The sequence below is a fragment of the Saccharopolyspora shandongensis genome, assembly GCF_900106995.1.
In the GTDB taxonomy this organism is placed as follows: Bacteria; Actinomycetota; Actinomycetes; order Mycobacteriales; family Pseudonocardiaceae; genus Saccharopolyspora; species Saccharopolyspora shandongensis.
On the sequence record NZ_FNOK01000016.1, the window covers coordinates 150,343 to 162,548 of the forward strand.

At 69.5% G+C, this 12,206-nt stretch carries 10 protein-coding genes and 1 rRNA gene; 9 read left to right on the top strand and 2 right to left on the bottom strand.

The genetic code is table 11. The annotated features are described in order from the left end of the window. Positions 1-17: 17 nt before the first annotated feature. Complete coding sequence (locus tag BLW84_RS19130; RefSeq protein ID WP_093267131.1) at positions 18-491, bottom strand: OsmC family protein; 474 nt, start codon at positions 489-491, stop codon at positions 18-20. A gap of 109 nt (positions 492-600) precedes the next feature. Between BLW84_RS19130 and BLW84_RS19135 the strand changes: the two genes are divergently transcribed. The 7 genes from BLW84_RS19135 (at position 601) to secA (ending at position 10,805) form a co-directional block, all read left to right on the top strand. Then, the gene (locus BLW84_RS19135; RefSeq protein ID WP_093267132.1) at positions 601-1,248 is read left to right on the top strand and encodes a dTMP kinase; all 648 of its coding nucleotides are present in this window, start codon (positions 601-603) and stop codon (positions 1,246-1,248) included. 248 nt (positions 1,249-1,496) lie between these two features. Beyond that, positions 1,497-2,174, top strand: a complete 678-nt coding sequence (gene mtrA / locus BLW84_RS19140) for an MtrAB system response regulator MtrA (RefSeq protein WP_093160527.1) — start codon at positions 1,497-1,499, stop codon at positions 2,172-2,174. Positions 2,175-2,465: 291 nt separating this feature from the next. After that, positions 2,466-4,187, top strand: coding sequence for an MtrAB system histidine kinase MtrB (gene mtrB / locus BLW84_RS19145; RefSeq protein WP_093267134.1), 1,722 nt, complete (start codon positions 2,466-2,468; stop codon positions 4,185-4,187). Further along, on the top strand, positions 4,184-5,899 hold the full coding sequence (locus tag BLW84_RS19150; protein ID WP_093267136.1) for an LpqB family beta-propeller domain-containing protein: 1,716 nt from the start codon (positions 4,184-4,186) through the stop codon (positions 5,897-5,899). The genes mtrB and BLW84_RS19150 overlap by 4 nt, the downstream gene beginning before the upstream one ends. Before the next feature lie 59 nt (positions 5,900-5,958). After that, positions 5,959-6,645 (top strand): ComF family protein, encoded by a 687-nt coding sequence (locus BLW84_RS19155; RefSeq protein ID WP_093267178.1) that lies wholly within the window; start codon positions 5,959-5,961, stop codon positions 6,643-6,645. Between the two features lie 420 nt (positions 6,646-7,065). Then, the gene (gene hpf, locus BLW84_RS19160; RefSeq protein WP_093267137.1) at positions 7,066-7,740 is read left to right on the top strand and encodes a ribosome hibernation-promoting factor, HPF/YfiA family; all 675 of its coding nucleotides are present in this window, start codon (positions 7,066-7,068) and stop codon (positions 7,738-7,740) included. Between the two features lie 188 nt (positions 7,741-7,928). Then, a complete protein-coding gene (secA, locus tag BLW84_RS19165) occupies positions 7,929-10,805 on the top strand; it encodes a preprotein translocase subunit SecA (protein ID WP_093267139.1) in 2,877 nt (958 codons plus the stop codon). Here the strand turns inward: secA and BLW84_RS19170 are convergent, their stop codons facing one another. Then, positions 10,806-11,165 carry an Rv3235 family protein gene (locus BLW84_RS19170; protein WP_093267140.1) on the bottom strand — a complete coding sequence of 120 codons (360 nt, stop codon included), beginning with the start codon at positions 11,163-11,165 and terminating at the stop codon, positions 10,806-10,808. Positions 11,166-11,279: 114 nt separating this feature from the next. On the opposite strand from BLW84_RS19170, the gene BLW84_RS19175 reads away from it, so the two are divergent. Both BLW84_RS19175 and BLW84_RS19180 read left to right on the top strand, forming a co-directional pair. Beyond that, positions 11,280-11,687 carry an HAD-IA family hydrolase gene (locus BLW84_RS19175; protein WP_093267180.1) on the top strand — a complete coding sequence of 136 codons (408 nt, stop codon included), beginning with the start codon at positions 11,280-11,282 and terminating at the stop codon, positions 11,685-11,687. 373 nt (positions 11,688-12,060) lie between these two features. Then, positions 12,061-12,206, top strand: a 16S ribosomal RNA gene (locus BLW84_RS19180); the annotation flags it as partial.

Below are 12,206 nucleotides of genomic sequence, written 5' to 3' on the forward strand. Positions count from 1 at the left end.
CCGGCCCGGGCGGGTCGTCACTGCGCGATGTGGATCTCCGGTTCGTGGCGGACCGGGAAGTTGACCGAGTTGGCGATGTAGCACTTGCGGTGCGCCTGTTCGTGCAACTTCTCGGCGGTCGGCAGCATCGCCGGGTCGGTGATCGTCACCTGCGGGCGGAGCACGACCTCGGTGAAGTGCCCGCCGGTGTCGGGGTCCTCCACCATGGCGCCGCTCGCGTCGTCGCGGTAGGCGGTGACGACGATGCCGGAGGTGCTGCACAGCGCGAGGAACCAGAGCATGTGGCACTCGGACAGCGATGCGACCAGGAGGTCTTCCGGGTTGTGGAGGCCGGGATCGCCGCGGAAGGCGGGATCGGCCGACGCGGTCAGCTGCGGCTTCCCGTCGATGTCCACGACATGCTCACGGCTGTAGTCGCGGTACGAGGAGGTGCCGTTTCCGGTGTTGCCGGTCCAGGTCACGGTCGCGCTGTACGAGTGAGTCTTTGGCATACTGGTTGTATACAGCAGAGCAGGTTGTGGCGAAAGCGAATTCACGCGCCAGGACGATCGGGCGAGGGCGTCCGGATGGGGGTGTGGCGGCTGGACTACCGTCGACGGCGTGGGTCGACTAATCGTCATCGAGGGACTGGACGGCGCGGGCAAGCGCACGCTCGCCAACGGCATCGCGGCGGAACTGACCGCCCGCGGCCACTCCGTGGCCCGCTCGGCGTTCCCGCGCTACGCCGACGACGTCCACGCCGAGCTCGTCGCGGAAGCGCTCCGCGGCCGCCACGGCGACCTCGGAGACTCCGTCCACGGCATGGCCGTCCTCTACGCGCTCGACCGCCGCGCCGCGGCGGACGCGCTGCGCGCGGACCTCCGCGCGCACGACGTCGTCCTCCTCGACCGCTACGTCGCCTCGAACGCCGCCTACGGCGCCGCCCGGCTCCACCAGGACAGCCACGGCGACTTCGTCGCCTGGGTCCACGAGCTGGAGGTGACGCGCTTCGCGCTGCCGAAGCCGGATCTGCAGATCCTGCTGCAGGTGCCGACGGAGGTGGCGGCCGCCCGCGCCGAGCACCGGGAGCGGACCGAAGTGGACCGCCGGCGGGACAACTTCGAGTCCGATGCCCCTCTGCAGCAGCGTTGCGGCAAGGTCTACCAGCAGCTCGCGGCGGAGGACTGGTGGTCGCCGTGGGTCGTCGTGGACGGCGTGAACCACGTGGACTTCGGCGCGCTCGTCGGCCAGCACGTCCTCGCGCGGTAAGCGTTCGGCGGCGCGGCGAAGGCCCGCACTGTCCGAAGTGAACACTCGTCCAGACGGCCCAAGCCGTTGCTACGCAACGTGAGTCGATCGGCACGCGGCGTCGAACCGGATCGGTGTGTGAAACCACCGAGCTGGATGCTCCATTCGGCGGTATTCGCTGGGCCGATTCGGTTGTCGCGCCCCGACCTGCGGCGACGATCAGCGGGTGGATGCACAGCGGCGGGGCGACAAGTGCAACCATGTTGGCCATGAAGGCACGCGTGCTCGTGGTGGACGACGATCCGGCCCTGGCCGAAATGCTGACCATCGTGCTCCGAGGTGAGGGCTTCGAGACGGCCGTCGTCAGCGACGGCACCAAGGCGCTGCCTGCCTTGCGCGAGCTCAAGCCCGACCTGGTCCTGCTGGACCTGATGCTGCCCGGGATGAACGGCATCGATGTCTGCAAGGCCATCCGCACCGAGTCCGTCGTGCCGATCGTGATGCTGACCGCCAAGAGCGACACGGTCGACGTGGTGCTGGGCCTGGAGTCCGGCGCCGACGACTACGTGGTCAAGCCGTTCAAGCCGAAGGAGCTGGTCGCCCGGCTGCGGGCCCGGCTGCGCCGGACCGACGCGGAGCCGGCCGAGGTGCTCACCATCGGCGATGTGACGATCGACGTGCCCGGCCACGAGGTGACCCGCGACGGCCAGCCGATCGCGTTGACGCCGCTGGAGTTCGACCTGCTGGTGGCGCTGGCCCGCAAGCCCCGCCAGGTGTTCACCCGCGAGGTGCTGCTGGAGCAGGTGTGGGGCTACCGGCACGCCGCCGACACCCGTCTGGTCAATGTGCACGTCCAGCGCCTGCGGTCCAAGGTGGAGCGCGACCCGGAGCGCCCCGAAGTCGTGCTGACGGTTCGCGGTGTCGGTTACAAGGCCGGCCCCCCGTGATGTCCTGATCGAACCGGGGCGCCCGCTCGCGAGCGGGCGCCCGTTCGTCCGGGTCGGAACCTCGGCGCGGGATCGCGATTCGCGTAGCGCGAGTTGCGGGTGTGGAACAAGAGGAAATGACTGCGCCGCCGGCACCGGACTGCGGATGGGCGCGGTGATCCGGAACGCGCATCGGTCGGGGGCACCGGTGTGGGCGGTCGGCCGAGCCTTTGACACAGTTGCTAGCCGGGTCGTAGTGGCGGAGTGGCCCGGGGGACGGTTGCCGTGAGGGTGTGGACGCGTCGAGGCCGCTTGGTGCAGCGGCTGGTCAGTCGTGTCCGCGAAGAGGTCCGCAGCCGTTGGCGCCGCTTCGAAGCGCTGTGGCGGCGGTCGATGCAGCTGCGCGTCGTGGTCAGCACCCTCGCGCTGTCGATGGCCGTGGTCTTCGCGCTGGGCATGATGCTGCAGTGGCAGATCACGTCGCAGCTGCTGTCCACGAAGGAGACCGCCGCGATCTCGCAGGTCGAGGTGAGCCTGCCGATCCTGGAGCGCGAGCTGACCGCGGTCGACCCGAACGCGGACAACGTCACCGAGCAGCTGCAAGCCGCGCTGAACCGGCTGACGACGACGTCCTCCGGGCAGTCCACCACCGAGACGGTGGCCGGCGCGTTCGAGCCGGTGCTGGTCGACGGGCGCGCGCCGGGCGAACGGTCGCAGCAGCCGGCCGCCGGCCCGATCGACGACGTGCCGCCCGACCTGCGTCAGTTCGTCGAGCGCGGCCAGCTGGCCACCAAGATCACCACCGCGCACCGGGAGAAGGGCACCTCCGTCACGATGCTGGCGGTGGGGACGCCGGTGAGCACCGCGACCCGGCAGCTCCAGGTCTACCTGCTGTTCCCGCTGACCGCCGAGCAGAACACCCTCGAGGTCCTGCAGCAGACGCTCCTGCTCGGCGGACTGGTCCTGCTGGTGATGGTGGGCGCCATCACGAACCTGGTGACCCGCCAGGTGGTGCGCCCGGTGCGGCAGGCCGCGCAGATTGCCGAGCAGCTGGCCGAAGGCGACCTGGACAAGCGGATGCGGGTGATCGGCGAGGACGACGTGGCCAGGCTGGCGGAGTCGTTCAACGAGATGGCCGACAGCCTCAAGCAGCAGATCACGCAGCTGGAGGAGTTCGGCCAGCTGCAGCGCCGGTTCACCTCCGACGTCTCCCACGAGCTGCGCACTCCACTGACCACCGTGCGGATGGCTGCCGACGTGCTGCACGCCTCCCGGGAGCAGTTCCCGCCCGGCCTGTCCCGGTCGACGGAGCTGCTCGTCGACGAGCTCGACCGTTTCGAGCTGCTGCTGGGCGATCTGCTGGAGATCTCCCGGCTGGACGCCGGCGTCGCCGACCTGGCGGCCGAGCAGCTCGACCTCGCCGAGATCGTGGACCGCTCCGTGGAGGCGCTGCGTCCCATCGCCGACACCAGCGGCGTGGCGCTGCGGGTGATCGCCCCGTCCGGGGGCGAGCTCACCATCGTCGCCGACGCCCGCCGGTTGGAGCGGATCATGCGGAACCTGGTGGCCAACGCCATCGACCACGCCGAGGGCGGGCCGGTCGAGATCCGCCTCGGCGGCAACGAGCAGGCTGTCGCCGTGACCGTCCGGGACTACGGCGTCGGCCTGCGCTCGGGCGAGGCCGAGCTGGTGTTCACCCGGTTCTGGCGGGCCGACCCGTCCCGGAACCGGCGTACCGGCGGCACTGGTCTCGGGCTGTCGATCAGCCTGGAGGACGCCCGGTTGCATGGCGGCGGGCTGGACGCGTGGGGCGAACCTGGCGAGGGCTCGTGCTTCCGTCTCACCCTGCCCAGGCGGCCGGGCGAGGCGTTCGACGCCAGCCCGCTGTCGATGCCGGGTACCCGCCGGATCGCGGCGCCAGAAGCGCTGCTCGCGGCCAGCGTCGACCCGCCGAAGGACGGTGAGGCCGGCGATCCGGACTTCCGCGACCGCGGGCCGGCTCGGTTGTCCGAACACACCTGGGAGGGCGAATGATCGGCGTGCGTCGGGTGGCGGTGCTGCTGGCTGTGGTGCTGTCGGTGTCGGCGTGCGCATCGATCCCGGAGAGCTCGGACCCGAGGGCGATCCGGGCGGTCGACGAGAGCAACGCGACCGCGCCCGTGCCTCCGCCGCCGGACGGCGCCGACCCGCTCGCACTGGTGCGCAGTTTCGTCAACGCGTCCGCCGCCCCGGAGAGCAACCACGAGTCCGCGCGACAGCACCTCACCCCGGCGGCGCGCCGGAGCTGGACCCCGGCGCCGGGCCTGCTGATCGTGGACAACGTCGACACGATCCCGGCGACGCAGCCCACGCCGCTGCCCGACGGCGTGCAGATGGTCACCGTGCAGGCCGACAAGGTGGGGCGGCTGCTGCCGGACTCGTCCTTCGTCCCCGAGGTCGGCGAGTACCAGGCCCAGGTGCGGGTGGAGCTGCAGCCGGACGGGGAGTGGCGCATCGCGACGCCGCAGCCCGAGATCGTGGCGAGCAAGGGCTCGTTCAGCACCGTCTACCAGGCGGTCCCGATCTACTTCCTGGACCACGACTCGACCGGCATCGTCCCGGATGTGCGGTACGTGGTGTCGCAACCGGCGAGCACCCTGCCCAGGCAGGTCATCGACCTGCTGACCAGCGGCCCGTCCGCGGGGCTGGAATCGGCCATGCGCACCGCCATCCCGCCCGGCGTGCACCCGAAGACCAACCCGACCGACCCCGGGGACGGCGCGCTGGAGGTGAACCTCAGCGATCTCGGCGCCATCCCGCGGGAGGACCGCCAGCTGATCGCCGCGCAGGTGGTGTTCACCCTGCAGAGCGTCAACAACGCGCGGGTCCGGCTGAAGGTGGAGGGCGCGCCGCTGCTGCCGGACGGGAAGGACCTGCGGCCGACCGACCTCGACTCCTACGAGACCAACAACACCGCCCGCCCGGATCTGCCCGGGATGGTGGTGGTCGACGAGCGGCTGCTCTCCCTCGACACCGCGCAGCCGATCCAGGGCCCGGCCGGATCGGGCGAGTACGACGTGCTCCGGGCGGGTCAGTCGCTCGACGGCAGCCATCTCGCGGCGGTCACGCGCGTCCGCGGTGGCGTCGGCGTCGAACTGCGGGTCGGCCGCTACGGCGCGCAGCTGCCCGAACTCCCGGTGCGCGGCGCCGACATGAGCAGGCCGACCTGGCGCGGGAAATCCGAGGTGTGGACCGTTGTGGACGGTCGCAACGTGGTCCGCGCGCTGGACGCCGGGAACAACTGGGTGCTGCGCCAGGTCGACGCCGGGCAGCTGACCGGCGACGGCCCGATCAGCGATTTGCGGTTGTCCCGCGACGGAACCCGGGTGGCGGCGGTGGTCGGCGGGCGCCTCGTGGTCGCCGGGGTGTCCGAACAGGACGGTCAGGTCGTGCTGCAGCGGCCGATCACGCTGCCCGCGCCGGGGGTTCGGATCACCGGAGTCGATTGGCTGAAGGACGATTCGCTGGTGGCGATCAGCGACAGCAACATCACGCCGGTCTTCGAGGTGACGGTCGACGGGTTCCGGTGGGTCCCGTTCACCGCGGCGAACCTCGGCCAGCCGTTGAAGGCGGTCACGGTCGCCAACCGCGGCCGGGTGGTCGTCAGCGACCGCAGCGGGATCTGGGAATCCAAGGAGACCGACGACGTCTGGTCCCTGGTCCAGGGCTCGATCGGCGGCGGTTCGATCCCGTTCTTCCCGGGCTGAACTGCGGATCCCGACACGCGCCGGTGAGTCGGGACGGCGATCTGCGGCACCATCGGCCGGTGCGTGTTTCCTGGCTCGGTGCAGGGCTTTCCGGCTTGGTCGACCTGATGCTGCCGCTGCGTTGCGCGGGCTGCGACGTGGTGGGCGTGGCCTGGTGCCGGGATTGCGCGCGCGAGCTCGGCGGGCTCCGCCGAGTCGAGCGCCCGCTGTTCGAAGCCGCCCCGCCGGTGTACGCGCTCGGCCGGTACCGGGGTGCCGCCCGGCGCGCGGTGCTCGCCTACAAGGAGTCCGGCCGCCGCCACCTCGCCGAGCCGCTGGCCCGCCACATCGCGATCGGCCTGCGCGCGATCACCGTCGAGCACCGGCTCGAACCGGCCTGGCAGCTGGTGCCGGCGCCGTCCCGGGCGATCGCCTCCCGCCGCAGGGGCGGCGCGCACATGTCCCGCATCGCGCACCGGGCCGCGGCCGGGCTGACCGCCGCGGGTCATCCCGCGGCCGTCGCGGACTGCCTGGTGACCGCGCGCGGTGCGGCGGACTCGGCCGGGCTGGATGCGGCCGAACGAGTGCGCAACCTGTCCGGCCGAGTGCTCGGCCGGACAGGTCGTTTTCCGCCACCGGCGGCGCAAGCGGTGCTGATCGACGACGTCATCACGACCGGCGCGACGGTCGCGAGCTGCTTGGCCGTCCTCGGAACCGCAGGCATCGAGGTCGCCGCGGTGCTCGGGCTGACCGCGACGGCCGCTTGAGGCATTCGGGTGGATTGCCGTTACCCGAACAGCCGCGGGAACTTCACCTGCCGTCCACTCGTTTTCCAGTTATGAACAGGCAGGACCCGGCCCTTCGGCGGCCCGGCGCGGGGCTACGGCACGTAGCCCCCAATCGGGTGAAAAACGAGGCCGGTGGGGCGCCTGGTGCAGGGCATGCCCGCGCCCGCTGCCTGCTTCGAACGGTGGCAGCAATCACTCTCGGTGGCCGCTTGACTTCGCCCGACAAGGGGGGTGTCACAAATCGGTAAACCGAGCTAACGTGCCACTCAATCCAGCCAACCCAGGCGGAAGGGAAGGAGCGAAATCCCATGTCCCAGGCGCCGGAAGTGAGCTGATCGCCTTCTGGCCGGCGCCGCCGTGCACACCTCGCCTACGGCACGCAAGGAACGGAGGTCGTGAATGGATATCGTCGTCAAGGGTCGCAACGTCGAAGTTCCCGAGCACTACCGGGAGCACGTCAATGCGAAGTTGACCCGGCTTGAGCGGTACAACAAGAAGGCAATCCGGGCGGACGTGGAGCTGTTCCACGAGCGGAATCCCCGCCAGGCCAAGAATTGCCAGCGAGTCGAGATCACGCTGATGGGCAAGGGCTCGCCCGTGCGGGCCGAGGCCTGCGCAGGCGATTTCTACGCCGCACTCGACGCCGCCACGACCAAGCTGGAGAGCAGGCTCCGGCGCATGCACGACCGTAGAAAGGTGCACTACGGGCAGCACAACCCGACATCCGTGGCACAGGCGACCGCAGCGATGGCGGACCGGCCCGTCGTGATGGGCCAGGCCGTGGCCGAAGGCCGGACCGCGCTACTGGAAGCGCCGCCGGAGGTCGACGAGTACGCCGCCGAGGTCCCCGGCCAGCGGATGGCCGCGGAAAACGGGTACGCCGAACCAGGCCGAGTCGTCCGCGAGAAGGACCACCCGGCCGAGCCGATGACGGTTGACCAGGCCCTCTACGAGATGGAACTGGTCGGACACGACTTCTACCTCTTCTCCGATGCGGACAGCGGTAGGCCCAGCGTGGTCTACCGGAGGAAGGGATTCGACTACGGAGTGATCAGGTTGGCTGACGCGCTATAGGGCGAGTCTGCGCCAACGCCGACCCGAACGGCTGTCCCCCGCGTACCGTGGTTCGCGGGGGACAGTCGCGTGTGGGGGTCCGCCACCCGGACCTGCACCGGATGGCGGGTCCCCACTACCAGCTCTAATACGATGACCGCAAAGCGTCCGTGACGGACGCGTCACGATCAGCTAGTGAGGTCGACCGGATGGTCCTGTCCCGACTGCTCCGCGCCGGCGAGGGCAAGATGCTCAAGCGTCTGCGCAACATCGCGGCGCACATCAACGAGCTTGAAAAGGACATCGTCGCGCTGTCCGACGCCGAGCTGCGGGGCAAGACCGACGAGTTCAAACGCCGCCACGCCGACGGCGAGTCCCTCGACGAATTGCTGCCCGAAGCGTTCGCGGTGGCCCGCGAGGGTGCCAAGCGCACCCTGGGCCAGCGGCACTTCGACGTGCAGCTGATGGGTGGCGCGGCGCTGCACCTCGGCAACATCTCCGAGATGAAGACCGGTGAGGGCAAAACCCTGACCTGCGTCCTGCCCGCCTATCTCAACGCGATCACCGGCAACGGCGTGCACGTCGTCACGACCAACGACTACCTGGCCCGCCGCGACGCCGAGTGGATGGGCCGCGTGCACCGCTTCCTCGGCCTGGAGGTCGGCGCGATCCTGGCCGACATGACGCCGGAGCAGCGCCGCAAGGCCTACGCCGCGGACATCACCTACGGCACGAACAACGAGTTCGGCTTCGACTACCTGCGCGACAACATGGCCTGGAGCCTCGCCGACTGCGTGCAGCGCGGGCACTTCTTCGCCGTCGTCGACGAGGTCGACTCCATCCTGATCGACGAAGCCCGGACGCCGCTGATCATCTCCGGCCCCGCCGACCAGTCCTCCCGCTGGTACCAGGAGTTCGCCCGGCTCGCGCCGATGCTCAAGCGCGACCGGCACTACGAGGTGGACGAGCGCAAGCGCACCGTCGGCGTCACCGAGGACGGCGTCACGCTCATCGAGGACCAGCTCGGCATCGAAAACCTCTACGAGGCGGCCAACACCCCGCTGGTCGGCTACCTCAACAACGCGCTGAAGGCCAAGGAGCTCTACAAGCGCGACAAGGACTACATCGTCCGCGACGGCGAGGTGCTGATCGTCGACGAGTTCACCGGCCGCATCCTGGCCGGTCGCCGCTACAACGAGGGCATGCACCAGGCGATCGAGGCCAAGGAAGGCGTCGAGATCAAGGCCGAGAACCAGACCCTGGCCACGATCACGCTGCAGAACTACTTCCGCCTCTACGACAAGCTGGCCGGCATGACCGGTACCGCCGAGACCGAGGCGGCGGAGTTCCACACCACCTACAAGCTCGGTGTGGTGCCGATCCCGACGAACAAGCCGATGGCCCGCGCCGACCAGCCCGACCTGGTGTACAAGACCGAGCCGGCGAAGTTCGAGGCGGTCGCCGAGGACATCGAGGAGCGGTACCAGGCCGGCCAGCCGGTCCTGGTCGGCACGACCAGCGTGGAGCGCTCCGAGTACCTGTCGAAGCTGCTCACCAAAAAGGGCATCCCGCACAACGTGCTGAACGCGAAGAACCACGCGCGGGAGGCCGCGATCATCGCCGAGGCGGGTCGCAAGGGCGCGGTCACGGTCGCCACCAACATGGCCGGCCGCGGTACCGACATCGTGCTCGGCGGCAACATCGACCACCTCGCGGACGCCGAGCTGCGCGGCCGCGGTCTGGACCCGGTGGAGAACCGCGAGCAGTACGAGGCCGAGTGGCCTGCGGTCGTTGAGAAGATCAAGGCGCAGGTCAAGGCCGAGGGCGAGGAGATCCGCGAGGTCGGCGGCCTCTACGTGCTGGGCACCGAGCGCCACGAGTCCCGCCGCATCGACAACCAGCTGCGCGGTCGTTCCGGCCGCCAGGGCGACCCGGGCGAGTCCCGGTTCTACCTGTCGCTGGGCGACGAGCTGATGCGGCGCTTCAACGCCGCGATGGTCGAGACCGTGATGACCCGGCTCAAGGTGCCCGACGACGTGCCGATCGAGCACAAGATGGTCAGCCGCGCCATCCGCAGCGCGCAGACCCAGGTCGAGCAGCAGAACATGGAGATCCGCAAGAACGTCCTCAAGTACGACGAGGTCATGAACCAGCAGCGGACCGTCATCTACGACGAGCGGCACCGCGTGCTGGACGGCGAGGACCTGCACGAGCAGGTCATGCACATGCTGACCGACGTGGTGACGGCCTACGTCGACGCGGAGACCGCCGAGGGCTACGCCGAGGACTGGGACTTCGAGAAGCTCTGGACCGCGCTGAAGACGCTCTTCCCGCTGTCGATCAGCTGGGAAGCCCTCGTCGACGACGAGGAGGACCTGTCCAAGGAGCGCCTGCTGGAGCTCATCCTGGAGGACGCGCGCGCCGCGTACGCCAACCGCGAGGCCGATGTCGACGGCAAGGTCGGCCAGGGCGCGATGCGCGAGCTGGAGCGTCGCGTGGTGCTCAGCGTCCTGGACCGCAAGTGGCGCGAGCACCTCTACGAGATGGATTACCTCAAGGAGGGCATCGGGCTGCGGGCGATGGCGCAGCGCGACCCGCTGATCGAGTACCGCCGCGAGGGCTTCGACATGTTCGGGGCGATGCTGGAGGCGCTCAAGGAGGAATCCGTCGGGTTCCTGTTCAACGTCCAGGTCGAGGCGGCCGAGCCGCAGCCCGCGCCGGAAGCGCCGGCCGTGCCGGTGTCGGTGAGCCAGGTCGGCAGCGGCACGCCGGACGTGCCCCAGACCCCGCAGCCGACGGCCCAGCCCGCGCCGCAACCGCGGCCCAAGCGCGCCCGGCCCGCATCCGCCGGCCCCGCGTTGAGCCAGCTGCCCACTGCGGCGGACGGCGAGCAGGTCCCGTCCGCGTTGCGCGGCAAGGGACTCGACTCGCCGACGCAGCGGGGCCTGAGCTACTCCGGGCCGAACGAGACCGGTGACGTGGAGACCAGCCGCGACGGCGACCAGGGACCGGAGTCGCGCAGCGGCACCCGCCGCGAGCGCCGGGCCGCCGCCCGAGCCGATTCGAAGAAGCACAAGAAGCGCTGATCAGACCAGGGACAGCAGCGTGCACACCCAGTGCCCGCTGTCCTGTTCCAAGCGCAACACCAGGGCCCGGACCCGGTAGTGCGTTCCGACGATCATGCAGGCCTCCACCGCGCAGTCGGTGACCAGGCAGGCGTGGACGGATCGCAACCGGTAGTCCGGGCTTTGTGCTGCGTGCAGCCGGGTGGTGAACAGCAGCCCGGCCACTTGCGGCATGAGGTGCTCGCGCACCTCGTGCAAGGCCCGGCGCCCGGCGAGCACGTCGAAGACCAGCTCGCCGACGAACCCCGCGACGGCGGAGGCGCTGCCGTCCGCCACCGCCTCCGCCGGCCGCGTCGTTTCGATCGACAGCACTGCGGTCATGGCGCCTCCAGGCGGTCGGCGGACTGGGCTCCCGCTTAACTGAGGAACTTGCGGTCCGGATCCGGTCACCTTCGGCCCCGGAACGCCCCGATCGTGTGAGCTACCGTGCGGCTCGTGGATCTGAAGGGACTGCTGCTGGACTACGCCGGGGTGCTCGACGATCCGGGCGATGAGCCGTCCGGCGTTCCGCCGCTGCTGGACGTCGCGCAGCGCATCCGCCGCGCCGGGATCGGAACCGCCCTCGTGTCCAACGCCAACGGGCTCGCGGATCCGGGCCTGACCGAGCTGTTCGACACCGTCGTGCTGTCCGGGGCGGTCGGCGTCGCCAAGCCGGGCGTCGAGATCTACCGGTTGACCGCGCGCCGGCTCGGGCTGGAACCGAGGCAGTGCGTCTTCGTCGACGACCTCCGCCGGAACGTGGCCGGCGCGGTCGAGGCGGGCATGGTCGGAGTCCACCACCGGGACGTCGATTCGACGGTCATCGAGCTGGCTGCCCTCTTCGGCCTCGAAATCAGCCTCTGACCTGGTGTTTTGATGTTTAAGGGGGGGGTGGTTGCGGGGGGTGTTTTGGGGGTGTGTAAATTTATCCAAGTCAGAGCGACACGGGCCGGGAAAACCGGGCCGGGCCTGATGCGGGTCGCGAACCAAGCTCCCACGAGTGAGTGGTAGAGTGGGCGAACCGGATAAGCGGTGAAGAGGAAATGCTCCCCGGAGCTGCGGTCCTGATTGGGCCGGGTGATGGTGTGGGTGTGTTCTTTGAGAACTCAACAGCGGACTGTTTTGGTTAGTGTTCTTTTATGCCCCCGACCATGCAGATTGTGTGTGGTTGGTGGTTTCTTTGAGTATGACGCTCGCCCGGTTGGGTTTGAGTGTCTGCTGGGATTGTTCAACAGCATTGTTGGAGAGTTTGATCCTGGCTCAGGACGAACGCTGGCGGCGTGCTTAACACATGCAAGTCGAACGCTGAAGCACTTTCGGGTGTGGATGAGTGGCGAACGGGTGAGTAACACGTGGGTAATCTGCCCTGCACTCTGGGATAAG

What these genes read in the sequence shown, in the direction of transcription:
- hpf (WP_093267137.1), top strand. Translation starts at nt 7,066, where the DNA reads ATGGATATCGTCGTCAAGGGTCGCAACGTCGAAGTTCCCGAGCACTAC.
- BLW84_RS19170 (WP_093267140.1), bottom strand. Translation starts at nt 11,165, where the DNA reads ATGACCGCAGTGCTGTCGATCGAAACGACGCGGCCGGCGGAGGCGGTG.
- BLW84_RS19150 (WP_093267136.1), top strand. Translation starts at nt 4,184, where the DNA reads ATGATCGGCGTGCGTCGGGTGGCGGTGCTGCTGGCTGTGGTGCTGTCG.
- BLW84_RS19130 (WP_093267131.1), bottom strand. Translation starts at nt 491, where the DNA reads ATGCCAAAGACTCACTCGTACAGCGCGACCGTGACCTGGACCGGCAAC.
- mtrA (WP_093160527.1), top strand. Translation starts at nt 1,497, where the DNA reads ATGAAGGCACGCGTGCTCGTGGTGGACGACGATCCGGCCCTGGCCGAA.
- secA (WP_093267139.1), top strand. Translation starts at nt 7,929, where the DNA reads ATGGTCCTGTCCCGACTGCTCCGCGCCGGCGAGGGCAAGATGCTCAAG.